Below are 24,847 nucleotides of genomic sequence, written 5' to 3'. Positions count from 1 at the left end.
GTTTCGCTGGGAGGTGGGGGTACGGTTCAGGTGTACGAAACAGTTTCGTTCGATGCTGAGCGGGGCTGCTGAACAGGACACCGGACAGGTGAAGCGAAGGAGGTCGGCATATGGCACGCACCAGGCTGACCCCCGAGCGTGAGGGCGAGCTGTACGAGGCCGTCCTCGACCTGCTCCGCGAGGTCGGCTACGACGCCCTGACCATGGACGCCATCGCCGCCCGTACCCGGTCGAGCAAGGCCACCCTCTACCGCCAGTGGGGCTCCAAGCCCGAGCTGGTCGCGAAGGCGCTGCGGCACAACAAGCCGGGGAGCCTCTCGGACATCGACACCGGATCGCTGCGCGGTGACTTCCATGCCGCGCTGAGCCGGACCGACGACTGCCAGATGGAGAAGGACGCCGCGCTGATGCGGGGTCTGAGCCATGCCGTCCATGAGTACCCCGAGCTGCTCCAGGCCCTGCGCGAGCTGCTGATCGAACCTGAGATGACCGGTCTCGACCAGCTGCTGCAACGGGCGGTGGACCGGGGTGAACTGCGCCCGGACAATCCGGCGCTGAAGTACATCCCGCACATGCTGGTCGGCGCGCTGGCCGCCCGGCAGCTGATCGAGGACCGCCCGCTGGACCAGGCGTTCCTCATCGATTACGTGGACTCCGTGATCCTCCCCGCTCTCGGCGTCTGACGTCCCCGCCCCACCACCCGTACGGCCCTCTCCCCGACGCCCCACCTGACACGCCGCTCTCGTCGTCGGGCTGGTTCCTCACGCCCTGTTTCCACTCATACGACCTGACCGGGAGTACGCCCCCGTGGCCACTTTCCTCTACAAGCTCGGACGGCTCACCTTCCGCCGCCGCCGCTTCGTCGCCCTGATCTGGGTGGCGTTGCTGGCGGTCGCCGGAATCGGTGCGGCCACCGCGTCCACCGCCACCTCCAGTTCCTTCTCGATCCCCGGTACGGAGGCGCAGCGCGCCTTCGACCTGTTGGAAGAGCGCAACCCCGGCGGCAGCGCCGACGGCGCCACCGCCCGGGTCGTCTTCAACGCCCCCCAGGGCGAGAAGGTGACCGATGCCGGGAACAAGGGCGAGATCACCGGCATGGTGAAGGAGCTGCAGTCCGGCTCCGACCAGGTCGCCAGGGTCGCCGACCCGTTCCTGAGCAAGGCCGTGAGCCAGGACGGCTCGACGGCGTACATCTCGGTCACCTACAAGGTCAGCTCCATGGAGCTGACCGACAAGACCCGGGACGCCCTGGAGGACGTGGGCAAGGACGCGCAGAACAGCGGCATGAAGGTGGAGATCGGCGGTGACGCGCTCCAGGTCATGCCGCACACCGGGACCGCCGAGATCATCGGTGTCGTCATCGCCGTCGTCGTCCTGGTCATCACCTTCGGCTCGCTGATCGCGGCGGGGCTGCCGCTGGTGACCGCGCTCGTCGGGGTCGGCATCGGGGTCTCCACGATCACCGCGCTGGCCAGCGTGATGGACCTGGGCTCCACCACCTCGATCCTCGCCATGATGATCGGCCTCGCCGTCGGCATCGACTACGCCCTCTTCATCGTCTCCCGCTACCGCGCCGAGCTGGCGGAGGGCCGGGAACGCGAGGAAGCCGCCGGGCGCGCCGTGGGAACCGCCGGTTCCGCGGTCGTCTTCGCGGGCCTGACCGTGGTCATCGCCCTGGCCGGCCTCGCCGTCGTCAACATCCCGATGCTGACGAAGATGGGCCTCGCCGCCGCCGGTACGGTCGCCATCGCCGTCCTCATCGCGCTCACCCTGGTCCCGGCCGCCCTCGGCTTCGCGGGCAAGCGGATCATGGGCCGGAAGGCGCGCAAGGCCGCCGAGGCGGAGAAGAGCCCCGAGGCCAAGCCGAACATGGGCACCCGCTGGGCGCGGTTCGTGCTGCGCAAGCCGGTCTGGGTCATGCTCGTCGGCGTCCTCGGCCTCGGCATCGTCGCCGTACCGGCCGCCTCGCTGGAGATGGGCCTGCCCGACGACGGCGCCCAGCCGAAGTCGACCACGCAGCGCCAGGCGTACGACATGCTCTCGGACGGCTTCGGCCCCGGGTTCAACGGTCCGCTGCTGACCGTCGTCGACACGAAGAACAGCTCCGACGGGAAGGCCGCCGCCAACCGGGTCGCCCAGGAGATCGAGGCGCTCGGCGTCAGCGCCGTCGTCCCGCCCGCCTTCAACAAGGCCGGCGACACCGCGACGATCACGGTCTTTCCGAAGGACCGGCCGTCCTCCCACGCCACGGAGGAGGTCGTCCACGACATCCGTGACGCGGGCAAGGACATCAAGGCCGACACCGGGGCCGAGGTCCTGGTCACCGGTGCCACCGCGATGAACATCGACTTCTCGCAGAAGATGAACGACGCGCTGCTGCCCTACCTGGCGCTCGTCGTCGGCCTCGCGTTCCTGCTGCTGATGCTGGTCTTCCGCTCGGTCCTCGTCCCGCTGAAGGCGGCCCTGGGCTTCCTGCTCTCGGTGGTCGCGGCCCTCGGCGCGGTCGTCGCGGTCTTCCAGTGGGGCTGGCTCGGCTCGGTCTTCGGCGTCGAGCAGACCGGTCCGATCATGAGCATGATGCCGATCTTCATGGTCGGTGTGGTCTTCGGTCTCGCGATGGACTACGAGGTCTTCCTCGTCACCCGGATGCGCGAGGCGTACGTCCACGGCGAGAGCCCGGGCCAGGCCATCGTGACCGGCTTCAAGCACGGTGCACGGGTGGTCACGGCCGCGGCCGTGATCATGATGGCGGTCTTCTCCGGCTTCATCGGCTCCAGCGAGCAGATGATCAAGATGATCGGCTTCTCGCTCGCCATCGCCGTCCTCTTCGACGCCTTCGTGGTGCGCATGGCCATCGTGCCCGCGGTCCTCGCCCTGCTCGGCAAGAAGGCCTGGTGGCTGCCGCGCTGGCTGGACCGGGCGCTGCCCAACGTGGACGTGGAGGGCGAGAAGCTCCAGCGGCAGCTGACCGACGAGTCCGGTTCCGCCGGGCCCGGGGACGGCGGCGGCGAGGGTGAGCGTGAGCTCGTCCGCGTGTGACCCGTCCGTCCTGACGGAGTCCTCCCAGCTCCGGGTCCGCGTCTGAGCGGAGCGCGGCCCCGGAAGCGCCGGTTACCTGTGGGGACGGGGACCGGGGCACAGCGAAAGCCCCCGTGCGAACAGCACGGGGGCTTTCCTCCTGCGTACGGGCGAGGCGCGGGCGGGGCGCCGCACGCGATCAGCGCGACGCCGGGTCGCGGCGGAACAGCGACTGCGACCACAGGTGGCCGAGCACGATCAGGGCCAGGCTCCAGCCGACGGCGAGCCAGCCGTTGTGGTCGATCCCGGTGCCGAGGAGCAGGCCGCGCAGGGTCTCGATGACGGGGGTGAAGGGCTGGTACTCGGCGACCGGCTGGAACCAGCCGGGCATGGTGTCGGCCGGAATGAAGGCGCTGGAGATGAGCGGGAGGAGGATCAGCGGCTGCGCGCTGTTGGCGGCCGCCTCCGCGTTCGGGCTGGCCATGCCCATCCCGACCGCGATCCAGGTGAGTGCCAGGGCGAACAGCGTGACCAGTCCGAAGGCGGCCAGCCACTCCAGGGCGGTGGCGTCGACGGAACGGAAGCCGATGGCCACGGCGACCGCGCCGACGACGACCAGGCTGACGAGGATCTGCAGCACGCTGCCGACGACGTGCCCGATGATCACGGAGCCGCGGTGGATCGCCATGGTGCGGAAGCGGGCGATGATGCCCTCGGACATGTCGGTGGCGACGGACACCGCGGCCCCGATCACGGTGGAGCCGATCGTCATCATCAGGATGCCGGGAACGATGTAGGCGAGGTAGTCGGAGCGGTCCCCGCCGCCGATGCCCGCGCTCATCACATCGCCGAAGATGTAGACGAAAAGCAGCAGGAGCATGACAGGTGTGAGCATCAGGTTCAGCGTCAGGGACGGGTAGCGCCGGGCGTGCAGGAGGTTGCGGCGCAGCATGGTGGTGGTGTCGCGGGCGGCGAGGGCGAGCGAGCTCATCGGAGGTTCTCCTTGGGCTGGTTGTTCTGGGCGGGGACGGCGGCGGCGGGGACGGTGGAGCCGGTGAGGGCGAAGAACACGTCATCGAGGTCGGGGGTGTGGACGGTGAGCTCGTCGGCCTCGATGCCGGCGGCGTCCAACTGGTCCAGCAGGGAGCGCAGTTCACGCTGGCTGCCGTCGCTGGGGATGTGGAGCGTCAGGGCCTCGTCGTCGGAGGCGGCCCCGGTCAGGGCGGAGGCGGCGGTCCGGTGGGCGTCCGGGTCGGTGAAGCGGAGCCGGATGTGTCCGCCGGGGACGATCCGCTTGAGCTGCTCGGCCGTGCCCTCGGCGGCGATCTTCCCGTCGTTGAGGACGGCGATGCGGTCGGCGAGTTCGTCGGCCTCCTCCAGGTACTGGGTGGTGAGGAAGACGGTGACGCCGTCGGCGACCAGGGCGCGGATGATGCCCCACATGGTGTGGCGGGAGGTCGGGTCGAGTCCGGTGGTCGGCTCGTCGAGGAAGATGATCCGCGGGGAGCCGACCAGCGTCATGGCGATGTCCAGGCGGCGCTTCATGCCGCCGGAGTAGGTCGAGGCGGGCTTCTTGGCCGCGTCCACCAGGTCGAAGCGCTCCAGGAGTTCGGCGGCGACCCGCCGCCCCTCGCGCTTGGGCAGGTGGTGCAGGTCGGCCATGAGGAGCATGTTCTCCTCGCCGGTGATCAGCCCGTCGACGGCGGAGAACTGCCCGGTGACGCCGATCGCGGCGCGGATCGCCTGCGCTTCGGTGGCGAGGTCGTGGCCGCCGACACGGATCTCGCCGGAGCCGGCGCCGGGGGAGACGAGGGTGGAGAGAATCTTGACCGCGGTGGTCTTGCCGGCGCCGTTGGGGCCCAGCAGTGCGAAGACGGTGCCCGCGGGGACGGTCAGGTCGATGCCGTCCAGGACGGTTTTGTCTCCGTACGACTTCCGCAGCCCGTTCGCCGCGATGGCCGGATGGGTCATGATCGTTGCTCCTCTGAGGGGTGTTCGGCGGGTGTCTTCGGCGGGTGTGTTCGGGGGGCGTGGGGGCTTGGGGGCGTTCAGAGACTGCGGGCGGCGATGTCGCCGTGGGACGTGGTGGCGCGGATGTCGAGTTCGGCGGTGCCGCTGTTCCTGAGGGCGTTGCTGACGCGCCCGTGGCCGGTGCCGGCGTCCAGGGCGGCCGAGACTCCGGCGGCGGCGGTCACCGAGATGTCGCCGGACTGGGTGTGGAGCACGACCGTGCCGCGCGTGGCTTCGGCGATCCGGATGTCGCCCCGCGTGGTGCTGATCTCCGCGGGACCGCTCAGCCGGCCGATCTCGACGTCGCCCTCGATCGCGGTGAGGCGGACGCTCGCCGCCTCGTCGATCTTGATCCGGCGGTAGGCGCCGTCGAAGGCGACATCGCCGAGGCGTCCGACGCCGCGGAGTTCGGCGGCGGCCGAGCGGGCCTCGACGCGGGACCCGGCGGGCAGTTGGACGGTCACCTCGACGGAGCCGGAGTTGCCGAGGAGCCGGTTCTCGGCCGCCTGGGCCGCGATGCGCAGGACGCCGTCGCCGTAGGCGACCTCGATCTGCTCCGCGGCCTTCACGTCCCGGCTCTTGGAGGCGTCGGCGGGCCGGACCTCGACGGTGGCGTCGGCCCGGTCGGCGGCGATGAACTGGATGCGTCCGGCGGGGATCTCCAGGACGGCGGTGACCGGGGTGGTGGTGGCGAACTTCTGCATCGTGCTCTCCTTGCGCTCGTCGTTTCCGATGAGAGAAAAGCTACGTTGCGTTTGCGGATTCATCAAGAGGCTAGTTGCGGATGAACCCTTTATTCGCAGGTCATTGCCGCAAATTCGTTGCAATGTGTCTCGGGCTTAACGCAACGTCAGATGGCGTTGCGTTGCAATGGGGTGAGAGTGAACGCTAGAGTGCGGACTCCGTGGACCACGAAGGAGAACCGCGATGCCGGGAGGCAGGCTCACTCAGCAGGAACGTCAGCAGATCGCGCTGGGGCTGGCCGACGGCCTCGCCTACGCGGAGATCGCCAGGCGCCTGGACCGTCCGACCTCGACCATCACGCGTGAGGTGCTGCGCAACGGCGGCCCCACCGCCTATCGCGCCGAGCCAGCCCACCGCGCCACCGAACGCCGTGCGCACCGGCGGAAGCAGGCCGCCCCCCGGGAGCCGCAGGTGTCGGTGCAGCCCTACGGGCGCGACGCCGAGGCCGTCCGCGAGTTCGAGGAGCTGTACGCCACCGTCATGATGGCGTCGGGTATGCCCTTGATGATGGCCCGGGTGCTGGCCTGTCTCACCATCACCGACTCCGGCAGCCTCACCGCGCAGGAGCTCGCCCAGCGTCTCCAGGTCAGCCCGGCGTCCATCTCCAAGGCGATCGCGTTCCTCGACAGCCAGGGCATGGTCCGCCGTGAGCGCGACGAGAGCCGCCGGGAGCGCTACACCGTCGACGACGACATCTGGTACCAGTCGATGATGGTCAGCGTCCGGACCACCACCCAGCTCGTGGAGACCACGCGGCAGGGCGTCAATGTCCTCGGCAGCGGCACTCCGGCCGCCGCCCGCCTGGAGAGCGTCGCCCGCTTCCTCGACTTCGTCGCCGAGGGCATAGCCCGCGCGGCGGAGCAGGCCCGCGACATTCTCCACACGTCATCGCAGGCGACGCCCGGCGCGCCGGTGGCGACCGCGGGCTCGCCGGAGGCGGCTGCGGGTATGCCGGAGGCGGCCTCGGGCGGCGGCCCCGCCGAGCCGGGTCCGGGCCGCGGGTAGGCGGCCCTGCCGGGGGTCGCGCCTCAGCCGCGGGCCGGCTGGGCGCCCCGCTCGGGGCGGGCCGTGGCGGTGTTGGCGGCGCCGGTGTTGATCGTGGTGGTGCGGGACGGCGGCTGGGGTTCCCGGTCTCCGTCCGACGGTGTGGCCGGCGCCTGCGCGCGGGTGCGGGCGAGGAAGCGGATCAGCGTCCGGATCTCGAACTGGAACACCTCGACCCCGTCCGTCGAGTGCAGTTCCACGATGAGCTGCGTCCGGCCGCACGGCCAGACGCGGACGGCGCCGCGCTCGATCGGGGTGCGCAGGCCGCGTTCCAGGAGGTCGCGGCCGAACGCCCAGTCGGTGCCGTCGGGCAGTCCTATGTGGACGGTGCGGCGTTCGTCGGCCGGGTCGTAGCGCAGGTCGACCGGGACCGGACGGGTCAGAGGGCCGTCGGTGATGAGCCGGGCGCGGGCATGTACTTCGATCACAGGGGACATGGGCCGGCTCCTCCTATATGTGTCGCTCTGTCCTCTAATGTCCCATATTTCGCGGAAGCGGCACGGTGAGCGTGTGCTCGCTCGACGGCGGTGCGCCCCCGACGGTGCCCCAAGCGGTTCGCGAGCCAAGCGGTTCGCGAGCCAGGCGGTTCGCGAGCCAGGCGGTTCGCGAGGCACATATGTCGGGCCGCCGCTCTTGCGCATCATTCGCAGGAAGGAACTATTATTGATGGGTTCATGACCCCGCCCGCAGGACCGCGTCCGCACGGGCGCGGAGACCGTGCGGACCCCGCCAAGAAGCGGAGCCTCCTATGCATGTACCCGATGGTTTCATCGATGCACCTGTCTCCGTGGCCGCCGGGGTGTTCGCCGCCGGCGCGGTCGCCGTCAGCCTGCGCGGGGCGCGCCGCGAGCTGGACGAGCGCACCGCCCCGCTCGCCGGGCTCGTCGCCGCCTTCATCTTCGCCGTGCAGATGCTGAACTTCCCGGTCGCGGCCGGCACCAGTGGGCATCTCATGGGCGGGGCGCTGGCCGCGATCCTCGTCGGGCCCTATACCGCGGTGCTCTGTCTGTCGGTGGTCCTGCTGATGCAGGGCATCTTTTTCGCGGACGGCGGCCTCACGGCCCTCGGCGTCAACATCACCGTCATGGGCGTGGTCACCGTCGTCGTCGCCTACGGCCTGTTCCGGCTGCTGACCGGGGTGCTCCCGCGCACCCGCCGGTCGGCCACCGCCGCCGCCTTCGTCGCCGCCCTGGTCTCCGTACCGGCCGCGGCCGCCGCCTTCACGCTCCTCTACTGGATCGGCGGCACCACCGACATCCCGATCGGCAAGGTCCTCACGGCCATGGTCGGCGTGCACATCCTGATCGGAATCGGCGAGGCGATCATCACCGCGCTGACCGTGGGCGCGGTCCTCGCGGTGCGCCCCGACCTCGTCCACGGCGTCAGCGGACTCGCCACCCCCCTCAAGCTCCGGGTCGACGGCGAACTGGTCGACGCCCCCGCCGCCACCCGCGAGCCCGAACCGGCCGCGCCCCGCTCCACCCGCGGGTTCTGGATCACCGGACTGGTCTCCGCGTTCCTGCTGGCGGGCTTCGTCTCCTTCTACGCGTCCGCCAACCCGGACGGCCTGGAGAAGGTCGCCGCCGACCAGGGCATCGACGAGAAGGCCGAGGAGCACGGCGCGGCCGACTCCCCCCTGGCCGACTACGGCGTCGGCGACATCGCCGACGCCCGGCTCTCCGGCGGCCTCGCCGGAGCGATCGGCGTCAGCGCCACCGTCGTCGTCGGCACCGGGGTGTTCTGGGTGGTCCGCCGCCGCGAGGACGAGCGCGGCAGCGCCTCCCGCGACCACGAGAACGCCTGACATGGATGCGGGCCACGCCCACAAGCTCTACCGGCACGGACACTCGCCGGTCCACGAACTGCCCCCGCACTGCAAGCTCGCGGCGGTCTTCTGCTTCGTGCTCGTGGTCGTCTGCACCCCGCGCGAGGCGATGTGGGCCTTCGGCCTGTACGCGGCGCTGTTGGCCGCCGTCGCCGCCGTGGCCCGCATCCCCGCCGGCTTCCTGCTGAAGCGGCTCGTCGTCGAGGCGCCGTTCGTCGCGTTCGCCCTGCTCATGCCGTTCGTGGTGCCGGGTGAGCAGACGGCCGTGCTCGGCGTCTCCGTCAGCGTCCCCGGCCTCTGGGGCGCGTGGAACGTGCTCGCCAAGGCCACCCTCGGCGTCGCCGCCTCCGTGCTTCTGGCCTCCACCACCGAACTGCGCGCCGTCCTGCTCGGCCTCCAGCGCCTCAAACTGCCGCCGCTGCTCGTCCAGATCGCCTCGTTCATGATCCGCTACGGGGACGTCGTCACGGATGAGATGCGGCGCATGGCGATCGCGCGCCGCTCCCGGGGCTTCGAGGCGCGCGGCGTACGGCAGTGGCGGGTGCTCGCCGCCTCGGCGGGCGCCCTGTTCATCCGCTCCTACGAGCGCGGCGAACGCGTTCACCTCGCCATGGTCAGCCGCGGCTACGCGGGCACGATGCCCGTCATCGACGAGGCGACGGCGGACCGGACCCAATGGGCGTACGCGGCGACGCTCCCCGTACTGGCGCTCGCGATCTGTCTGCTGGGATGGACCCTGTGACCCCTTCCCCGCAGGACGCCGAGACCACCGCCCCGTCGCTCGAAGTCAGCGGCCTCGCCTACGCCTACCCCGACGGCCACCAGGCCCTCTTCGGAGTGAACCTGACGGTCGGACGCGGCGAACGCGTCGCGCTCCTCGGCCCCAACGGAGCAGGCAAGACCACGCTCGTCCTGCACCTCAACGGCATCCTGGAGGCGGGCTCCGGCACGGTCCGCGTCGCCGGGCTCCCGGTGGTCAAGCGGAACTTCGCGGAGATCCGCCGCCGCGTGGGCATCGTCTTCCAGGACCCGGACGACCAGCTGTTCATGCCCACGGTCCGCGAGGACGTCGCCTTCGGGCCCGCATCCGCCGGACTGCGCGGCCCCGAGCTGGAGGAACGCGTCCTGCGCGCGCTGCGGCAGGTCGGCATGGAGGAGTACGCCGCCCGCCCGCCGCACCACCTCTCCTTCGGGCAGCGCCGCCGCGTCGCCGTGGCCACCGTCCTCGCGATGGATCCGGAGATCCTCGTCCTGGACGAACCCTCGTCCAACCTGGACCCGGCCTCCCGCCGCGAACTGGCCGACATCCTGCGCTCGTTGGACGTCACCGTGCTGATGGTCACCCACGACCTGCCGTACGCCCTGGAGCTCTGCCCGCGCGCCGTCATCCTCAGCGAGGGCGTCATCGCCGCCGACGACCGGACGCAGGACCTCCTGCGGGACGAGGAGCTGATGCGCTCCCACCGGCTGGAGCTGCCGTTCGGCTTCGACCCGAGCAGGGGTACGCCCCGGAATCCCGCCGCGGGGGTCAGCCTCCACCACCGTGGCCTGGGCGGGTGATCCGACAGCGCCGTACTCCCGAGGGATATCCGCGCTGTTCTGCCGGCGGCAGAAGACCGACCGGACCGGGCCCGACGATCCCTACAGTCGCTTCTCATGACGACGATGACGACGGTGACGACGGTGACGGTCGCGTATCCGGCCGACGGTCTGACGATGATCGGGCACCTCGCGCTCCCGGCCGGTGCCGGCCGCCGGCCCGCGGTGCTGCTCGGGCCGGAGGGCATGGGGCTCAGCGACGTCGAGCGCCGGCGGGCCGATGCTCTCGCCGGGCTGGGATATGTGGCGCTGGCCTTCGACCTTCACGGCGGGCGCTATCTGGGCGACCCCGAGGAGATGCTGGCCCGTTGCCTGCCGCTGCTCGCCGACCCCGACCGGATGCGGGGCATCGGCCGTGCGGCGCTCGACGTGTTGCGCGCCGAACCGCGGACCGACCCCGACCGGACAGCCGCCGTCGGCTACGGCACCGGGGGCGCCGTCGCGCTGGAACTCGGTCGCGACGGCGCCAACCTGCGCGCGATCGGGACGGTCAACGCGACGACCACGGGCCGACCGGGCGAGGCGGCGCGCCTGCGCTGCCCGGTGTGGGCCGGGGTCGGCTCGGAGGACCCGATCATGACGCCCGCGCAACGGGACGCGTTCACCGCGGAGATGCAGGCCGCGGGCGTCGACTGGCGTCTCACGGTCTACGGGGGCGCCTTGCACGCCTTCCACCACCCACCGGTCGACCACCCCACGGTCCCGGGCGTCGGCTACCACCCGCGGCACGCGCAGCGCGCCTGGCGCGACGTCGTCGACCTGCTCGCCGAGTGCCTGCCCGTGACGGAGGCCCCCGGGGCATGAACACGCTGCGCCGGGCGTGCTCGGCGTCGGGCACCGACTGACAGCCCCCTCCCCTCAAGTCCGCACAGCGGAACCGCCCGCTGCCCGCCACCGCACCTGAATCCGAGTGGGCCAGGGCTTCACCGTGGACAGATTCCGTCACCGTAAACAGATGGTGACAGCCGGGTGGTCACGGCGACCCGCCCCCCGAACACCCCGCCGGGACGTGCACCATGGGGGGATGAGCGGGAGCGCGGGAGTGAGCACGGCGGGCGCGGAAGCGGGACCGGACGACGGAGCGGGAGCAGGCCCAGGGGCAGGAGGAGGCGCGGAGGCGGCCGAGGCCGTGAGCGTGTCCGTGGACGTACGGGGCACGGTGGCGCCCGGATACGAACCGGTCGCGGACGCCTTCGTCCGCAACTTCGAGCAGCGCGGCGAGCGCGGCGCGGCCGTCGCCGTCTACCGCCACGGGCGCAAGGTCGTCGACCTGTGGGCCGGTACGAGGGACGTCGACGGCACCGAACCGTGGGCCGTCGACACCGTCCAGATCGTCCGCTCGGCGGGCAAGGGCATCGCCGCCGCCGTCCCGCTCCTGCTCCACCAGCGCGGACAGGTCGACCTGGACGCCCCGGTCTCCACCTACTGGCCGGAGTTCAAGGCGAACGGCAAGGAACGCGTCCTGGTCCGCGACCTCCTCGCCCACCGGGCCGGGATCCCCGCCCTGGACACCGCCCTCACCCCCGCCGAGGCCGCCGACGGCGTCTCCGGACCCGCCGCCGTCGCCGCCCAGCGCCCGCAGTGGGAGCCCGGCACCGACCACGGCTACCACGCCCAGACCTACAGCTGGCTGATCGGCGAACTGGTCCGCCGCGCCACCGGCCGCACCATCGGCCGCTGGATCGCCGAGGAGATCGCCCGCCCGCTCGGCCTCGACTTCTGGTTCGGGCTGCCCGCCGACGAGGCCCACCGCATCGGCCGCATCGGCCCCGTGGACCCCCCGGCCCCCACCGGGGCCTCGGGCGCCCTGCGCGTACGCCCCAAACGCTCCGTCGTCGAGGCCTACCGCGACCCGGACTCCCTCACCCGGCGGGCGTTCGGCGCGATCGACCCCTTCCCCGACGAGAACGACCCCGCCTACCGCGCGGCCGAACTCCCCGCATCGGGCGGCATCGCGACCGCCCGGGGCCTGGCCCGCTGCTACGCCGCGATGATCGGCCCCGTCGACGGCCACCGCCGCCTGTTCGCCCCCGCCACGCTCACCCTGGCCCGTACGGAGGAGTCGGCGGGCCCGGACCGGGTCCTGGTCGTCAACACCCGTTTCGGCCTCGGCTACATGCTGCACGGCCCGGCCGCCCCGCTGCTGGGCCCCGGCTCCTTCGGCCACCCCGGACGCGGCGGCTCCCTCGGCTTCGCCGACCCCGAGTCCGGCATCGCACTCGGCTACGTCACCAACGGCCTCCAGAAGGGAGTCACCGCCGACCCCCGTGCCCAGGCCCTGGTCAGGGCAGTACGGTCGGCGCTATGACACCACCCCGCTTTGACGGTCACAGCGTCCTGATCACCGCCGCCGGCCAGGGCATCGGCGCGGCAACGGCCCACCGCCTGGCGGCGGAAGGAGCCTCGGTGCTCGTCACCGACCTCGACGCGAAGCGCGCGTCGGACACGGCGGAGGCGATACGCGAGGCGGGCGGCACCGCCGCGTCCCTCGCCTGCGACGTGGCGGACCGGACGGCGGTCGAGGCGGCGGTGGCGTACACGGTCGAGACCTTCGGCCGGCTCGACGTCCTGGTCAACAACGCGTACGCGGCGGGCGAGGACGAGGCGCTCTTCGAGGACGAGACGGACGAGATCTGGGAGCGCGACCTGGACGTCACCCTCTCCGGCCCGTTCCGCTGCTCCCGAGCCGCCCTGCCGCACCTGGTCGCCTCGGGCCGGGGCGCGATCGTCACCATCGGCTCGGTCAACGGCGAACAGTCCTTCGGCGGCCACGCGTACAGCGCCGCCAAGGCGGGCCTGACCAGCCTGACCCGTACGCTCGCGGGCCACGCGGGACCGCGCGGCGTACGCGTCAACCTGGTCGCTCCCGGCACGATCCGCACGGACGCCTGGGCGGGCCGCGACGCCGAACTGGACCGGGCCGCCGCCCTCTACCCGCTCGGCCGCGTCGGCACCCCCGAGGACATTGCCGCCGCAGTCGCCTTCCTCGCCTCCGCCGACGCGGCCTGGATCACCGGGACGACGCTGCGCGTGGACGGCGGGATCCTCGCGGTGAACACGGGCTTCCGGCAGGCGATGACGCAGCCGTAAACCCGTGGCCGCGCATCGCCCGGCCGACCTACCCTGCGCGGATGATCAGCCACGGACACATGGACAGCACCGGCCGTCCCGTCACCCTGCACGAGGTGGACGCGGACAACTGGCGGGCGGTCGCCGACTGCGCGCCCCGCGACGACCAGCGCGACTGGGTCCCGGCCCTGGCCGCCCGCTACCTCGTCCTGAGCAGCCGCGAGGACACCTGGAACTCCCTGGCGGTCCTGGCGGCCGACGAGGCGGCCGGCCACATCATGTGGGCCCGGGACGAGGACGGTTCGCACTGGATAGGCGGCATGCTGATCGACGCCGCCCACCAGGGCACGGGCATCGGCCGCGCAGCCGTACGCACGCTGGCGGCCTGGCTGTCGGCCCGGGAGGACGGCACCGTCGTCCGTCTCTCGTACGCTCCGGAGAACGAGGCGGCCGCGCACCTGTACACGTCGCTCGGCTTCCGCCCGACCGGGGTGGAGGAGGACGGGGAGGTGGTGGCGGAGCTGGCCACCGATTCCGCCGGGTGAGGCCGGCCGGCGGGGCGTGGCCCGTTGCCGGACGGGCCGGCGCGGCGTGGATCCCTTGCCGGGCGGGCTGTCGCGGTGTGAGGGGCCGCCCGGCACGTGATTCCCGGGCCAGTCAACTGTGCCCTTCAGGACCTGGATCCGGAGCCGTGCGGCCGCGTATGAAGGGAAGGGCCATTCCCTCAGCCGTGAAGAAGGTCTCCATGTACAGCCATGAAGATGCCCGAGAGGCCGGCGCGAAGAAGAGCCAGGACCGGGGTCCGGCCCGCAAGCCCGTGGAGGCTGCCGGAGCGGCGCTCAGCGGCCCGATCGCCCTGCAGAGCAGGATCGGGAACGCGGCCGTGGTCCAGATGCTCCGGAGGTCCGGCCGCCTTGAGGACCAGCACCAGCATGGCGACGGCTGCGGTCACGGACAGGACGGACAGGCCGCCCCTGTGCAGCGCTCCGCCGTCCACGACGTACTGCGCGGCGCGGGCCGGCCGCTGGACAGCGCCACCCGCACCGACATGGAGTCCCGCCTCGACGCCGACTTCTCCGACGTCCGCATCCACAACGACGCCGCCGCCAAGGCCTCCGCCGCCGAGGTCGGCGCGCGCGCCTACACCTCCGGCAGCCATGTCGTCATCGGCGACGGCGGATCCGACAAGCACACCCTCGCCCACGAACTCACCCACGTCATCCAGCAGCGCCAGGGGCCCGTCGCGGGTACCGACAACGGCAGCGGGCTGCGCGTCTCCGACCCCTCCGACCGTTTCGAACGCGAGGCCGAGGCCAACGCGCGCCGCGTCATGAGCGGTGCCGCGCCGCGGGAGCGCGAAGAGGCCGGGAACTCCGAAACCTCCACGCGGTCGGCCGACGCCCAGGCTGTGCAGCGCTGGGCGTCGCAGGACAACGCCGCGAGTGAGGGCATGTCGGTGTCGGCGGGCGGCGTGTTCGCGGTCAGTCAGGACGCCACCTCGATCTGGGTCCGCGAGGGCACCCCGAACGGCGCTCTCTCGCCCGCCCTGCGGCCGACGACCACAGCGGCCCAGAATCTCTTCGGTACCGGCAACTACCAGGAGTACGAGCTGGCCCGGCAGGTTCTCGACGACTGCCTCCACACGGCGGAGGAGATCATGCACAACGCTGTGGGTGAGCTGGACGACGGCGCGAACAGCAACATCCGTACGAACGCCGGGACCAAGGCCTTCGGCATGTCGGACGAGTCGAACCGGGAGCGTGCCGCCGACTTCCGGGGCAGCGCGAACCGCGACGCCGACCCGGTCGTCGGCCAGGCGTACGTCATGGTCGCCCTGAACCCCGGTGAGACGGTCATGTCGCAGTACCACGCCGCCGCCGTGGTGGGCCGCGACGGAGACGACACGGTCACCATGGAAGCCTTCGCGGGCAGCGGTCAGACGGCCCCGGACCCGCGTACGTACACCATCGGCACGGCCGCCAGCTTTCACGACTACTGGACCGGCGGCTACTACAGCGCGAACTACCCGAACGTCACCATGAAGACGGTCGTCCTCGGCAAGCGGGGACAGGGCAAGCGGGTGCCACCGGGCGAGGAGCGGCCGGTCAACCCCAACGTGTGAGGCCCCGCCGGCCCTCTGGGGGCCGGCGCCTGCGGCCGACCACGCGCCCGTTCAGCGACAGCGGAACTCTCGACTCCTCGGGCGTGAGAACCGCGGAGCTACTGCGTCGGGCCCAGGACCATCAGCATCTTCGGGTCGGGTACGGGGACGAATCCGACCTTGGCGTACAGCTCGTGGGCGTCGAGCGTCGCGAGGAGCGTCCGCTTCAGCTCGTACGGGGCGAGGTGGTCGCGGACGGCGGTCGCCAGGCGTACGCCGAGGCCCCGGCCGCGGTGGGCGGAGTCCACGTAGACGTCGCAGAGCCAGGCGAAGGTGGCATGGTCGGTGACGACGCGGGCGTAGGCGACCTGCTTCCCCTCGCCGTCGTACACACCGAAGTTGAGCGATCCGCGCAAGGACCGCTCGACGAGGTCCCGGCTGCGGCCGAGCGCCCAGAAGGCGTCGGTGGAGAGCCAGTGGTGCACGAGGTCGATGTCGATGCGGTCCGGGTCGGTGTCGATCGCGTACCTGTCTTCGCCGGGCCGTGCGCTCGTCGTAGGGGTCATGGATCCGGATGGTAGTTCCCAGGGAAGGAAGTCGTTAGATCGTGTTGGCTGTTCACGAGGTCCCGCAGCGCCTGTCACAGTCCTACGCCACGAGCTTCGGCGAGGAGGGGAGAGCCTGGATCGCCGGACTCCCGGCCCTCGCCGCCGAAACGCTGGAACGTTGGGAGCTGCGGCGGGACGGTGCGGTCAGGTCCGGCAAGGCCTCGTTGGTGCTGCCGGTAGTGCGCCACGACGGCACGCGCGCGGTTCTCCGACTCCAGATGCCCAGGGAAGAGACCGCCGCCGCGCTGATCGGGCTCCGCACCTGGAACGGCGGGGCAATGGTCCGGCTGCTCGAACACGACCCCGTGAGCGGCGGCATGATCCTGGAACGGCTGGACGGAGCCCGCACCCTGGCCTCGGTCGACGATGACGACGTGGCGATGGGCGTCCTCGCCGGACTGCTCGCGCGGCTGGTCGCGGTCCCCGCGCCGCAGGGACTGCGCGGCCTCGGGGACATCGCCGCCGCGATGCTGGAGCAGGTCCCGCAGGCGGTCACGCACCTCGTCGATCCGGCCGACCGCCTTCTGTTGTCGGGCTGGGCGTCGGCTGTCGCCGAACTGGCCGAAGACCCCGGAGACCGCCTGCTGCACTGGGACCTCCATTACGACAACGTCCTGGCCGCAGAGCGTGAACCGTGGATCGCCATCGACCCCGAGCCGCTCGTCGGCGATCCGGGGTTCGACCTGTGGCCCGCCCTGGACAGCCGGTGGGAGGACGTCGTCGCGAAGGGCGAGCCGCTGCGTGTGGTGCGACGCCGGTTCGACCTGCTCACCGACGTCCTCGGCCTGGACCGGGAGCGGGCCGCCGGCTGGACGCTGGGGCGGCTGCTGCAGAACGCCCTCTGGGACATCGAGGACGGCGAGCCGCGGCTCGCCCCGTCCGCCGTCGTCATCGCGGAGTCCCTGAACGACCGGTGACCCCGGCTCGCAGCCGCTCAGGCGGCGGCGGGGGCGCATCCTGCCCGGTGCTCGCGGCAGTCGCGGCAGTGCCCGGGGGTGGGGGAGCGGAAGGCCCGGTCGCAGTCGTCGCAGGTCTGGAAGGGGGTGACGGTGATGCGGGGGCGGGCGAGCGCGGCGAGGTCGTCGACACCGGGGGGCGGTGGCGGGAGCAGTTCGGTGAGCCGGTAGGTGAGGAGTTTGGCCGGGTGCTTGAGGGGGTGGGGCGGGTCGTCGGTCAGGGCACGGCGGATGGTGTCCGGACGGGCTGCCCGTTCGAGCCAGGCCGCCACGCCGGGGACCAGCCGGCGGACGTCGTCCTCGGAGAGGGTGAACTGCGGGGCGTGATGGTGCAGGTCGCTGAGGAGCGCGGTTGCTGCGCGGTCGAGTTCCGGGGTGAGCTCGCCGGGCTGCGGGAGAGGCCGGCGAGGCGGCTTGGGCGCGGTCGGGGGCGGCACGCGCGGTACGAAGAGCGGGGCCGGTGGCGCGGACGGCGCGGGTGGCGCAGCCGATGGTCCGGGGGCGGGTGCGGGCACGGGCACGTGTACCGGTACGGGTGCGGGCACGTGTACCGGTACGGGTGCTGGCGTGGCGGGTTGTGGGGAAGCCTGCGCCGCCTGGTGGCTGGGGCCCAGGAGCGCGGTGGGCTGGTTGCAGAAGAGGGTGCGGGTGATGATCCGGCCGCTGGGCAGGCGGTCGCGGACGCGTTTGAGGTAGCCGTGGGTTTCGAGTTCGCGCAGGGCGGCGGCGATGCGCTTTTCGCCTTCCTTGCAGCGGGCGGCGAGGGCCTTGATGCCGACCTTGGCCCCGCGTGGCAGGGACTGGATGCGTACGGCGATGCCGATGGCGGTGCAGCTGAGGTCGGGGTGCTGGGCGAGGTGGTTGCCGACGACGGTGAAGCGGTCGGTGTGCGGGATGGTGATGTGGATGACGCCGGAGGTGGGGAGAGGTCCGGGAACCTCCGCCAGGGCGCGGGTGAGGGCAGTATTCTGATGGGTATCCATCGGGAAGGGTCTTCTTCCTTGGTGGCTAGGCCCTCGGTTGGGATTGCAGTCCCGGTCGGGGGCCGAAGTGTGTTGGTTGCGGTCTGGCGTGAGCATATGCCGGGCAACCGGGCCAAAAGCGAGCTGAGTTGGGAAATGTCACCCGTGTGAGTGACGGGGCCGCGAAGCCCCCCCTGGGGTCTGTCAGGTGGCTGCCGGGGGTGGGTCGGGTCGGGTTATTTCTCTTGGTTCTTTGAGTAGTTGATGTCGCGCTGCACCGGGTCCCGGTGGCGAGCGATCCGGTCGGGGCCGCACCGGGTCGTCCGCTGCGCGACCCGGTGGGAGCCGTCACCGTACGAGGTCGATTTCCGCCCACACCGTCTTGCGCGGGACCGGTCCGGGGACCACGCCCCAGTGGTCCGCCAGCGCCTCGACGATGAGCAGTCCGCGCCCGGTCTCCGCGTCGTCCTCGGGCGGCTTCACGGCACCGGGGCCGGGCGGGGCGCTGTCACCGCGCGTGTCCGTGACCTCGATCCGCAGCCTGCTGCCCGTGACGGTGAGGCCGAGTTGGAAGTCCCGGCCCTTCACGCGGCCGTGGACGGTGGCGTTGGCCGCCAACTCGGCGACGATGTGCGCGGCTGATTCCGACGGGAGCCCCCACGCGCCGAGATGGGCGGCGGTGAGCAGCCGGGCGAGCCGGGCTCCTCGGCGGGTGGGGGAGAGCAGCACGGTGAACGACCGGTTGGCAGAGACTCGTTCGGCGTGAGTGATTTCTTGGTTCATGTCACTCAGCGTGGCCGTTCCGGCGTACCTTTCCCAGTGATGCAGCCGTTGCGTACGGTGACTGTCCGAGGCTTGTCCGGCCTTGTCCGGGCTGTCGCCAGTGACGTGCGGGGAACGGAAGCGGTTGAGGCCGGAACGGCACGCACGTCGGAAGCGGGGGCTCGCATGAGCATGGTCGATGACGGTACGGAGCGCAGGAACGACGCGGTGGACGAGCCCGGTTGGGAGGTCGACCCGGACGACGAGTCGGGGACGGCGGTCGTAGCGGCGGTGGGCCGCCAGATCAAGACCTGGCGCGAGGCGGCGGGCCTGCGGGCGGGCGAGCTGGGGTCGCTGCTGGGGTACGGCGAGGACCTGATCTACAAGGTGGAGGGCGGTCGGCGCATCCCTCGCCCGGAGTTCATCGATGCCGTGGATGTGGCGGTGGGGGCGGGCGGGAAGCTCGCGGCGATGAAGCCGGATATCGCGGAGGTCCGGTACCCGAAGAAGATCCGGGAGCTTGCGAAGCTGGAGGCTGCGGCGGTGGAGGTGCTGGCGTACGGCAACAGCAGCGTCCACGGCTTGTTGCAGACGGCCGAGTACGCGCGAGCGCTGTTCTCGATGCGTCAGCCCGCCTACCCGCAGGAGGAGATTGAGCGTGGAGTAGCCGCACGTATGGCTCGGCAGGCCATCTTCGATCGGTCGCCTGCCCCGACGCTCGGATTCGTCCTGGAAGAGGTGGTGCTCCGGCGTCCGCTCGGAGGCAGGATGGTGTTGTGTCGACAGCTCGAACACCTCTTGGCGGTCGCTGAGTTGCGCAACGTCACCGTGCAGGTGATGCCGATGGGCCTGGAGGAGCACGCAGGAATCGATGGGGAGATCCAGGTGCTGAAGTTCAAGGACGGCACGGCGGTCGGGCGGTCCGAGGGGGCGTTCGGCGGGCGGCCGGTCTCGGATCCGAAGCAGGTCCGAATCCTTGATTTGCGGTGTGGCATGATCCGGGCCCAGGCCCTCACCCCTCGGGAATCGACGGCCTTCATCAAGCACGTGCTGGGAGAGACATGATGGGCAAGCCGCTTGCTGAGGGCGCAGCCGGGCTGCGCTGGTTCAAGAGCAGCTACAGCGACAGCAGTAACGGCAGCGAGTGCGTCGAAGTCGCTGCCGCGTCCGACGCCGTCCACGTACGCGACTCCAAGAACGCGGGGGGTCCTCGTCTCGCGGTCGCGCCTGCCGCGTGGGCGGGCTTCATTGCTTACGCCGCAGCACGCTGACTTTTTCAGGAGTGACGTGATCCAGGAGACCACAGGCGGGAACGCCTCCGCGCTGCACTGGTTGAAGAGCAGCCACAGCGACAGCAGCAACAGCAACGAGTGCGTCGAGGTAGCTGCCGTCCCAGGCACCGTCCACGTACGCGACTCCAAGAACACGTCCGGGCCCCGCCTCACGCTCCCCGCCGCCGCGTGGGCGGCCTTCGTCCCGTACGCGATCAAGGTGGACGAAGGCCGCTGATACCGGCCGCAACCCGGCGCGGAATCACGCCGGTACGACGGGCGTCACTTCACCACGACGGTGTCCCCGGACGACGTGGACGCCCCCGTGGTCGTGTTGCCGTAGTACGCCCAGCGCCACGTGCCCGTCTTGGAGGCCTTCACCGTGGTCTTGAGGGCACCCGAGCCGTTCGCGTACACCTTCTTCACCGTGGTGTAGGAGGTGGCGCCCGCAGGCTTGAACTGCAGGCTCACATGGCGGCCGCCGTACGAGGCGTACTTCCTGGTCTCCCAGTTGGCCCGCGTGACCTTTCCGGTCACGGTGATGGTCTTGCCCTTGGCCACCGGTTCGGGCGAGGCGTTGACCGTCAGGCGGGAGTTGCGCTGGACGTGGACCGTCAGGCCCGTGGCGTCGACGTCACTGGTCCCGTCCTGGAAGTGCGCCTCGCCCGCGACCTTCCAGACCCCGGCCTCACTGTTGCGCATCTCCCACTCGCTCGGGTCGAAGTACATCGTCTCCTCGATGTCGCAGGTACCGACCCGGTAGGGGCAGTCGTTCCCCCCGATGGAGTGCCACAGCTGGTCGTCCGCGTTCTTGCGGTACAGGAACACCAGCGGCAACCACTTCCACTTGCGCGTGGTCGTCACCCGGAAGGAGGCCGGTACCGCGACCTCCTTCGACGTCCCGATCACGATCGGCTTGCCGCCGTTCACCTGGACACGGGAGAACGAGGCCCCACCCTCGGCCGCGCCGGCCGGTACCGCGGCCACGGCCGTGAACACCGCCGCCGCACCGCCGGCCACGACGGCTCTCCAGACCTGCTTTCCCACCTGATCCCCGATTCTCCGTACGGAAAGGCGCCGGAGGTTCATCCCTCCAGCGCCTAGGAGACAGTCTTGGGCCACCCGGGGTTGTGCACCTGTGGATCACGATGAGACATCGGGGCCCAGCCCCGCCTCAACTCGTGTGCAGCATCAGCCCGATGCCCACCACCATCAGTCCCGCCGCCGCGATCCTCGGAGCCCCGAAGCGCTCCTTGAAGAACAGCGTGCCGATCGCCGCGCCCACGATGATCGACGACTCCCGCAGCGCCGCGATCGGGGCGAGCGGGGCCTTCGTCTGGGCCCAGAGGACGAGCCCGTACGCGACCACCGACAGGGCCGCGCCGAGCAGGCCGCGTGCCGCGTACGGCCGCAGTTGCGGGAGCAGTTCGGACCGGCGGCGGTAGTACGCGTACGCCGGGATGGCCAGGCCCTCCAGGACCATCAGCCACGCGACGTAACCGAGCGGGGTGCCCGAGGCGCGGACCCCGACGCCGTCCACCGTCGTGTACCCGGCGATGGCCAGGCCCGTGCCGAGGGCCGCCACGATCGCCGGCCAGTGCGGGCGCTTCCCGGAGCCCCGGATGCCCCACAGGGCCAGGCCGACCAGTCCGGCCGAGGCCACCGCCACGCCGGCCGTGGCCCAGGCGTCGGGGCGCTCGCCGACGAACACCGCCGCCAGGACCGTCACGACCAGCGGGGCCGTGCCCCGGGCGATCGGGTACATCTGGCCGAAGTCGCCCAGCGTGAAGGAGCGCATCAGCAGCAGCATGTACGCCACGTGCAGCGCGGCCGAGACCAGGAGGTACGGCCATGCGCCCGCCGCCGGGATGGGGGCGAACAGTGCCATCGCCGCGCCGATCAGCAGGCCGCCGCCGGAGATCAGCGTGAAGGAGAGGAGCTGGTCCTTGATCGCGTGGGCGATGGCGTTCCAGCTGGCGTGCGTGATCGCGGCTATGAGGACCGCGAGGGCGACCAGCGGGGTCACTTGGCCCGCTCGCGCACATCCGCGACCGTCGCGCCCGCGTGGGCGATCAGCGTTTTCGGGTCGAGCGGGAACACGGTGTGCGGGGTACCTGCCGCCGCCCACACCACCGCGTGGTCCAGGAGGCGCCGGTCGGCCAGGACGCGGGTCCTGGTGGCGTGGCCGAAGGGGGGTACGCCACCGATCGCGTAACCCGTCGTCTCGCGGACCAGGTCCGCATTGGCCCGCGCCACCTTCTGCGCGCCCAGTTCGCGGCGTACCAGCTCGACGTCCACCCGGGACGAGCCGTCCATCAGGACCAGTACCGGCACGCCGTCCGCCGTGAAGACCAGGGACTTGACGATCTCGCTCAGCTCGCAGCCGACCGCCGCCGCGGCCTCGACGGCGGTCCTGGTCGCGTCGGGGAAGCGGCGTACCTCGACCTGGAGGCCCAGCTCGGCCAGCGCCTCCGCGAAACGGGGGTGCGCGGAGGAAACGGGAGCGGCCGGAGCGGCGGGAGTGGTTTCGGTGGGTTCGGGAGTGCTCATGGCTGCACGCTAGCGGTCCGTGCAGGATGCACGCGAGGGGGTTCCTCAGCCGCCCGCCTTCAGCACCTCCGCCACGACCGGGCCCGCCGCGTCGCCGCCGTGGCCGCCGGTCTGGACGACCGCCGCTGCGGCGAGATCGTTGCTGAAGCCGGTGAACCAGCTGTTCGACGTGTCCTGCCCGTCGACCTCCGCCGAACCGGTCTTCGCGCCCTTGTCGCCGCCGACCGAGGCCATCGCCTTCGCGCCGGTGCCCCAGGCGGCCGTGGCGCGCATCATCGTCTTGAGCTGCTGGGTGACGGACGGGGACAACGAACGGGCCGCCCGCGCCAGCTCCCGGTCGTCCAGGGGCTGCGGGACGATGACCGGCTGGGTGAACGTGCCGGTCATGGCCGTGGCGGTGATGGACGCCATGTTGAGGGCGTTCATCTGGACGGTGCCCTGCCCGATGTACTGGGCGGCGGCCACGCCGCCCACCTCCTCCGGCACGCTGCCGTCGGTCGTGACGACGCCCGTCTTCCAGTCCAGACCGATTCCGAAGACGTCCTTGGCGATCTTGGGGAGGGCGGCGTCGTCCTTCGTGTCGTCGATCAGCTTGATGAAGGCGGTGTTGCAGGACCTGGCGAAGCTCTGCGTGAAGGTGGAGCCGTCGGGCAGAGCGAAGTTCTTCAGGTTGTGGAACGAATTCCCCTCGTACAGGACGTCCTTGGGGCACTCCGTCGCCCCGTTCGCCGTGACGAGCCCCTTCTCCAGCAGCAGCGCCGCCGTCATGATCTTCAGCGTCGAGCCGGGTGCCTGCTTGCCCTGCAACGCCGCGTTGAACTCGGTCACCGGGTTGTTGGCCACCGCGCGGATCGCCCCCGTGGACGGCTTCACCGCGACCACCGAGGCCTCCGCGTACTTCTTCACCGCCCGCTCCGCCGCCGCCTGCGCGCCCGCGTCCAGGGTCGTCTGCACCTTGCCCGGCTTGCCCTTGGCCAGGGTCAGCAGGCTGACGTCCGGCTGGGTCTCGTCGGCGGGCTCGATCCAGGTCTCGATGCCGGCCGAACCACCCGAGGTCGCCCCGTACTTCTGGCGCAGGGTGTCCAGGATCGGTCCCAGCGAGGGGTACTTCTCCTTCGTCAGCTCCTCGCCGTTGCGGTCGACGGCCTCGATCGTCGGCGTCGAGGACTCGCCCGTCCTGAGCGTCGCGCCCTCGGTCAACTGCGGGTGCACGACGGTCGGGGCCCAGTCGACCAGGGCCTTCCCCGTCGTCAGGCCGCGTACGACCGTCAGCTCCGAGGCGTACGACAGGGGCTTCGACTTGCCGTCGTACGCGACGGTGGCCTTGACCGTGTACGGCACCTTCGTGCCGACCGCCGGGCCGGGGGTGATCTTCACCTTGCCGATGCGGGCGTCCTCGCCGTACGAGGCGAGCACCGGCTCCGCGCCCGACTCGTTGTTGGTCAGGAGGGCCGCCGCCGACGCGTCCCCGGCCGCCCACGCCTCGAAGAAGCCCTTCGACGTCTCCGCTATCTCCTCCGCGCTCGGCGGCCCCGTTCTCACCTTCGACGACTCGGACGCGCTCTGCGTACCGCCGCCCCCGCCGCCCGAGTCTCCGAGCATGCTGTACGCCCCGTAGCCGATCCCGCCGGCCACCAGCACGAACGCTCCGCCGACCACGGCGACCTTCGCTCCACTGCGCATCTCGCAGTCCCCCTCCCCAGGAGAGCCCCACGAACACGTTCAAGGGGCAACTGTCAGGAACCCTAAGGTGTGGTGGCAGGCGGTGAGGGCGTTGTTACCGGACCGGAATGCTGGGCCGGAAAGCGCTCTCCGTCCCGTGGCGGAGGTGGCGGATCTGCCGACGGGCAGTCCTGCTCGCCCGGGTGTGGGGCGGAGTCGCCCTGCTCCTGGTGCTTTCGGCGGTGGCCGCGATCTTCCTGGCGCGACAACGCCGAACATGATTTCGATGATGTGTGTAAGCGACGTGTGAGTACGGAATTGCCGGGCACTAGGACCTTCGCAACGAGGTCCAGGCGACTTTCGGAGCCGGGACCTGCCGGTGAGGTGCACTGAGACCGTTGTGAAGTGCAGGCGCATAAGCGTCTGAACCGACTTGACGATGGGAAAAGAAAATGATCGTCCTTGGACTTATTCTGCTGATTATCGGCCTGCTTGTCGGTATGGGGCTGCTGACGACCATCGGCGGCATCCTCATCCTGGTGGGTGCCATCCTGTGGATCCTGGGTGCGACCGGGCGCGCGGTGGGCGGACGAAAGCACTTCTTCTAACCTTCGGGTCCAGGAGAGGGAGCAGGGAATTCTGTCGACCTGGCAGATCCCTCTGAAA

General features: G+C 71.1%; 27 protein-coding genes. 16 read left to right on the top strand and 11 right to left on the bottom strand.

Features of this window, described 5'->3' with window-relative positions; genetic code table 11:
• The first annotated feature begins 110 nt into the window (after positions 1-110).
• Positions 111-683, top strand: a complete 573-nt coding sequence (locus ACFWRV_RS23235) for a TetR/AcrR family transcriptional regulator (protein ID WP_384337503.1) — start codon at positions 111-113, stop codon at positions 681-683.
• Positions 684-807: 124 nt separating this feature from the next.
• The gene (locus ACFWRV_RS23230) at positions 808-3,039 is read left to right on the top strand and encodes an MMPL family transporter (RefSeq protein ID WP_384337501.1); all 2,232 of its coding nucleotides are present in this window, start codon (positions 808-810) and stop codon (positions 3,037-3,039) included.
• A gap of 178 nt (positions 3,040-3,217) precedes the next feature.
• Here ACFWRV_RS23230 and ACFWRV_RS23225 read toward each other — a convergent pair whose 3' ends face one another.
• The 3 genes from ACFWRV_RS23225 to ACFWRV_RS23215 form a co-directional block, all read right to left on the bottom strand.
• Positions 3,218-4,009 (bottom strand): ABC transporter permease, encoded by a 792-nt coding sequence (locus tag ACFWRV_RS23225; RefSeq protein WP_384337499.1) that lies wholly within the window; start codon positions 4,007-4,009, stop codon positions 3,218-3,220.
• Positions 4,006-4,989: an ATP-binding cassette domain-containing protein gene (locus tag ACFWRV_RS23220; RefSeq protein ID WP_384337497.1), complete on the bottom strand. Its 984-nt coding sequence runs from the start codon at positions 4,987-4,989 to the stop codon at positions 4,006-4,008. The genes ACFWRV_RS23225 and ACFWRV_RS23220 overlap by 4 nt, the downstream gene beginning before the upstream one ends.
• 77 nt (positions 4,990-5,066) lie before the next feature.
• The gene (locus tag ACFWRV_RS23215) at positions 5,067-5,795 is read right to left on the bottom strand and encodes a DUF4097 family beta strand repeat-containing protein (protein ID WP_384337495.1); all 729 of its coding nucleotides are present in this window, start codon (positions 5,793-5,795) and stop codon (positions 5,067-5,069) included.
• A gap of 160 nt (positions 5,796-5,955) precedes the next feature.
• Here ACFWRV_RS23215 and ACFWRV_RS23210 point away from each other — a divergent pair, with 160 nt between their 5' ends.
• Positions 5,956-6,777, top strand: a complete 822-nt coding sequence (locus ACFWRV_RS23210) for a helix-turn-helix domain-containing protein (protein WP_384337493.1) — start codon at positions 5,956-5,958, stop codon at positions 6,775-6,777.
• A gap of 23 nt (positions 6,778-6,800) precedes the next feature.
• Here ACFWRV_RS23210 and ACFWRV_RS23205 read toward each other — a convergent pair whose 3' ends face one another.
• Positions 6,801-7,253, bottom strand: coding sequence for an SsgA family sporulation/cell division regulator (locus ACFWRV_RS23205; protein ID WP_384337492.1), 453 nt, complete (start codon positions 7,251-7,253; stop codon positions 6,801-6,803).
• A 311-nt stretch (positions 7,254-7,564) separates the two neighbouring features.
• Here ACFWRV_RS23205 and ACFWRV_RS23200 point away from each other — a divergent pair, with 311 nt between their 5' ends.
• The 8 genes from ACFWRV_RS23200 (at position 7,565) to ACFWRV_RS23165 (ending at position 15,431) form a co-directional block, all read left to right on the top strand.
• Positions 7,565-8,620, top strand: a complete 1,056-nt coding sequence (locus ACFWRV_RS23200; RefSeq protein WP_384337490.1) for an energy-coupling factor ABC transporter permease — start codon at positions 7,565-7,567, stop codon at positions 8,618-8,620.
• 1 nt (position 8,621) lies between these two features.
• Positions 8,622-9,383 carry a cobalt ECF transporter T component CbiQ gene (cbiQ, locus tag ACFWRV_RS23195; protein ID WP_384337488.1) on the top strand — a complete coding sequence of 254 codons (762 nt, stop codon included), beginning with the start codon at positions 8,622-8,624 and terminating at the stop codon, positions 9,381-9,383.
• Positions 9,371-10,201: an energy-coupling factor ABC transporter ATP-binding protein gene (locus ACFWRV_RS23190; RefSeq protein ID WP_384337486.1), complete on the top strand. Its 831-nt coding sequence runs from the start codon at positions 9,371-9,373 to the stop codon at positions 10,199-10,201. The genes cbiQ and ACFWRV_RS23190 overlap by 13 nt, the downstream gene beginning before the upstream one ends.
• A 105-nt stretch (positions 10,202-10,306) precedes the next feature.
• Positions 10,307-11,044 (top strand): dienelactone hydrolase family protein, encoded by a 738-nt coding sequence (locus tag ACFWRV_RS23185; protein ID WP_384337591.1) that lies wholly within the window; start codon positions 10,307-10,309, stop codon positions 11,042-11,044.
• Between the two features lie 337 nt (positions 11,045-11,381).
• Positions 11,382-12,548: a serine hydrolase domain-containing protein gene (locus ACFWRV_RS23180; RefSeq protein WP_384337590.1), complete on the top strand. Its 1,167-nt coding sequence runs from the start codon at positions 11,382-11,384 to the stop codon at positions 12,546-12,548.
• Positions 12,545-13,330, top strand: a complete 786-nt coding sequence (locus tag ACFWRV_RS23175) for an SDR family NAD(P)-dependent oxidoreductase (protein ID WP_384337484.1) — start codon at positions 12,545-12,547, stop codon at positions 13,328-13,330. The genes ACFWRV_RS23180 and ACFWRV_RS23175 overlap by 4 nt, the downstream gene beginning before the upstream one ends.
• Before the next feature lie 41 nt (positions 13,331-13,371).
• Positions 13,372-13,854, top strand: a complete 483-nt coding sequence (locus ACFWRV_RS23170; protein ID WP_384337482.1) for a GNAT family N-acetyltransferase — start codon at positions 13,372-13,374, stop codon at positions 13,852-13,854.
• Between the two features lie 200 nt (positions 13,855-14,054).
• The gene (locus tag ACFWRV_RS23165) at positions 14,055-15,431 is read left to right on the top strand and encodes a DUF4157 domain-containing protein (protein WP_384337480.1); all 1,377 of its coding nucleotides are present in this window, start codon (positions 14,055-14,057) and stop codon (positions 15,429-15,431) included.
• Positions 15,432-15,529: 98 nt separating this feature from the next.
• Here ACFWRV_RS23165 and ACFWRV_RS23160 read toward each other — a convergent pair whose 3' ends face one another.
• A complete protein-coding gene (locus tag ACFWRV_RS23160) occupies positions 15,530-15,976 on the bottom strand; it encodes a GNAT family N-acetyltransferase (protein ID WP_384337478.1) in 447 nt (148 codons plus the stop codon).
• Positions 15,977-16,017: 41 nt separating this feature from the next.
• Here ACFWRV_RS23160 and ACFWRV_RS23155 point away from each other — a divergent pair, with 41 nt between their 5' ends.
• A complete protein-coding gene (locus ACFWRV_RS23155) occupies positions 16,018-16,935 on the top strand; it encodes an aminoglycoside phosphotransferase family protein (RefSeq protein ID WP_384337476.1) in 918 nt (305 codons plus the stop codon).
• A gap of 17 nt (positions 16,936-16,952) precedes the next feature.
• Here the strand turns inward: ACFWRV_RS23155 and ACFWRV_RS23150 are convergent, their stop codons facing one another.
• Both ACFWRV_RS23150 and ACFWRV_RS23145 read right to left on the bottom strand, forming a co-directional pair.
• On the bottom strand, positions 16,953-17,957 hold the full coding sequence (locus ACFWRV_RS23150) for a hypothetical protein (protein ID WP_384337474.1): 1,005 nt from the start codon (positions 17,955-17,957) through the stop codon (positions 16,953-16,955).
• A 327-nt stretch (positions 17,958-18,284) separates the two neighbouring features.
• Positions 18,285-18,719, bottom strand: a complete 435-nt coding sequence (locus ACFWRV_RS23145; RefSeq protein ID WP_384337473.1) for an ATP-binding protein — start codon at positions 18,717-18,719, stop codon at positions 18,285-18,287.
• Between the two features lie 165 nt (positions 18,720-18,884).
• On the opposite strand from ACFWRV_RS23145, the gene ACFWRV_RS23140 reads away from it, so the two are divergent.
• Genes ACFWRV_RS23140 through ACFWRV_RS23130 form a run of 3 tightly spaced genes read left to right on the top strand, consistent with a single transcriptional unit; the run spans position 18,885 to position 20,207 of the window.
• Positions 18,885-19,763: a helix-turn-helix domain-containing protein gene (locus tag ACFWRV_RS23140; RefSeq protein ID WP_384337471.1), complete on the top strand. Its 879-nt coding sequence runs from the start codon at positions 18,885-18,887 to the stop codon at positions 19,761-19,763.
• Entirely contained in the window at positions 19,760-19,969 is a 210-nt protein-coding gene (locus ACFWRV_RS23135; protein ID WP_384337469.1) for a DUF397 domain-containing protein, read from the top strand. The genes ACFWRV_RS23140 and ACFWRV_RS23135 overlap by 4 nt, the downstream gene beginning before the upstream one ends.
• Positions 19,970-19,985: 16 nt before the next feature.
• Complete coding sequence (locus ACFWRV_RS23130) at positions 19,986-20,207, top strand: DUF397 domain-containing protein (protein ID WP_384337467.1); 222 nt, start codon at positions 19,986-19,988, stop codon at positions 20,205-20,207.
• A 44-nt stretch (positions 20,208-20,251) separates the two neighbouring features.
• Here ACFWRV_RS23130 and ACFWRV_RS23125 read toward each other — a convergent pair whose 3' ends face one another.
• The 4 genes from ACFWRV_RS23125 to ACFWRV_RS23110 form a co-directional block, all read right to left on the bottom strand.
• A complete protein-coding gene (locus tag ACFWRV_RS23125; RefSeq protein WP_384337465.1) occupies positions 20,252-21,016 on the bottom strand; it encodes a hypothetical protein in 765 nt (254 codons plus the stop codon).
• Between the two features lie 127 nt (positions 21,017-21,143).
• A complete protein-coding gene (locus tag ACFWRV_RS23120; protein WP_384337463.1) occupies positions 21,144-21,995 on the bottom strand; it encodes an EamA family transporter in 852 nt (283 codons plus the stop codon).
• A complete protein-coding gene (locus ACFWRV_RS23115; protein WP_384337461.1) occupies positions 21,992-22,519 on the bottom strand; it encodes a YbaK/EbsC family protein in 528 nt (175 codons plus the stop codon). Before ACFWRV_RS23115 ends, ACFWRV_RS23120 begins: the two co-directional genes overlap by 4 nt.
• Before the next feature lie 45 nt (positions 22,520-22,564).
• Complete coding sequence (locus ACFWRV_RS23110; protein WP_384337459.1) at positions 22,565-24,202, bottom strand: penicillin-binding transpeptidase domain-containing protein; 1,638 nt, start codon at positions 24,200-24,202, stop codon at positions 22,565-22,567.
• Between the two features lie 431 nt (positions 24,203-24,633).
• Between ACFWRV_RS23110 and ACFWRV_RS23105 the strand changes: the two genes are divergently transcribed.
• Complete coding sequence (locus ACFWRV_RS23105) at positions 24,634-24,789, top strand: hypothetical protein (RefSeq protein ID WP_003968543.1); 156 nt, start codon at positions 24,634-24,636, stop codon at positions 24,787-24,789.
• Positions 24,790-24,847: the final 58 nt, after the last annotated feature.

Source organism: Streptomyces sp. NPDC058576, from assembly GCF_042718715.1.
GTDB lineage: Bacteria > Actinomycetota > Actinomycetes > Streptomycetales > Streptomycetaceae > Streptomyces.
This window is presented reverse-complemented; position numbering and strand designations above follow the sequence as displayed.

Excerpts from the sequence above, each read along its gene's own strand:
- ACFWRV_RS23110 (WP_384337459.1), bottom strand. The coding sequence starts at position 24,202 with ATGCGCAGTGGAGCGAAGGTCGCCGTGGTCGGCGGAGCGTTCGTGCTG.
- ACFWRV_RS23175 (WP_384337484.1), top strand. The coding sequence starts at position 12,545 with ATGACACCACCCCGCTTTGACGGTCACAGCGTCCTGATCACCGCCGCC.
- cbiQ (WP_384337488.1), top strand. The coding sequence starts at position 8,622 with ATGGATGCGGGCCACGCCCACAAGCTCTACCGGCACGGACACTCGCCG.
- ACFWRV_RS23225 (WP_384337499.1), bottom strand. The coding sequence starts at position 4,009 with ATGAGCTCGCTCGCCCTCGCCGCCCGCGACACCACCACCATGCTGCGC.
- ACFWRV_RS23190 (WP_384337486.1), top strand. The coding sequence starts at position 9,371 with ATGGACCCTGTGACCCCTTCCCCGCAGGACGCCGAGACCACCGCCCCG.
- ACFWRV_RS23210 (WP_384337493.1), top strand. The coding sequence starts at position 5,956 with ATGCCGGGAGGCAGGCTCACTCAGCAGGAACGTCAGCAGATCGCGCTG.
- ACFWRV_RS23165 (WP_384337480.1), top strand. The coding sequence starts at position 14,055 with ATGTACAGCCATGAAGATGCCCGAGAGGCCGGCGCGAAGAAGAGCCAG.
- ACFWRV_RS23205 (WP_384337492.1), bottom strand. The coding sequence starts at position 7,253 with ATGTCCCCTGTGATCGAAGTACATGCCCGCGCCCGGCTCATCACCGAC.
- ACFWRV_RS23220 (WP_384337497.1), bottom strand. The coding sequence starts at position 4,989 with ATGACCCATCCGGCCATCGCGGCGAACGGGCTGCGGAAGTCGTACGGA.
- ACFWRV_RS23140 (WP_384337471.1), top strand. The coding sequence starts at position 18,885 with ATGAGCATGGTCGATGACGGTACGGAGCGCAGGAACGACGCGGTGGAC.
- ACFWRV_RS23185 (WP_384337591.1), top strand. The coding sequence starts at position 10,307 with ATGACGACGGTGACGACGGTGACGGTCGCGTATCCGGCCGACGGTCTG.
- ACFWRV_RS23135 (WP_384337469.1), top strand. The coding sequence starts at position 19,760 with ATGATGGGCAAGCCGCTTGCTGAGGGCGCAGCCGGGCTGCGCTGGTTC.
- ACFWRV_RS23235 (WP_384337503.1), top strand. The coding sequence starts at position 111 with ATGGCACGCACCAGGCTGACCCCCGAGCGTGAGGGCGAGCTGTACGAG.
- ACFWRV_RS23160 (WP_384337478.1), bottom strand. The coding sequence starts at position 15,976 with ATGACCCCTACGACGAGCGCACGGCCCGGCGAAGACAGGTACGCGATC.
- ACFWRV_RS23145 (WP_384337473.1), bottom strand. The coding sequence starts at position 18,719 with ATGAACCAAGAAATCACTCACGCCGAACGAGTCTCTGCCAACCGGTCG.
- ACFWRV_RS23105 (WP_003968543.1), top strand. The coding sequence starts at position 24,634 with ATGATCGTCCTTGGACTTATTCTGCTGATTATCGGCCTGCTTGTCGGT.
- ACFWRV_RS23215 (WP_384337495.1), bottom strand. The coding sequence starts at position 5,795 with ATGAATCCGCAAACGCAACGTAGCTTTTCTCTCATCGGAAACGACGAG.
- ACFWRV_RS23200 (WP_384337490.1), top strand. The coding sequence starts at position 7,565 with ATGCATGTACCCGATGGTTTCATCGATGCACCTGTCTCCGTGGCCGCC.
- ACFWRV_RS23170 (WP_384337482.1), top strand. The coding sequence starts at position 13,372 with ATGATCAGCCACGGACACATGGACAGCACCGGCCGTCCCGTCACCCTG.
- ACFWRV_RS23150 (WP_384337474.1), bottom strand. The coding sequence starts at position 17,957 with ATGGATACCCATCAGAATACTGCCCTCACCCGCGCCCTGGCGGAGGTT.
- ACFWRV_RS23115 (WP_384337461.1), bottom strand. The coding sequence starts at position 22,519 with ATGAGCACTCCCGAACCCACCGAAACCACTCCCGCCGCTCCGGCCGCT.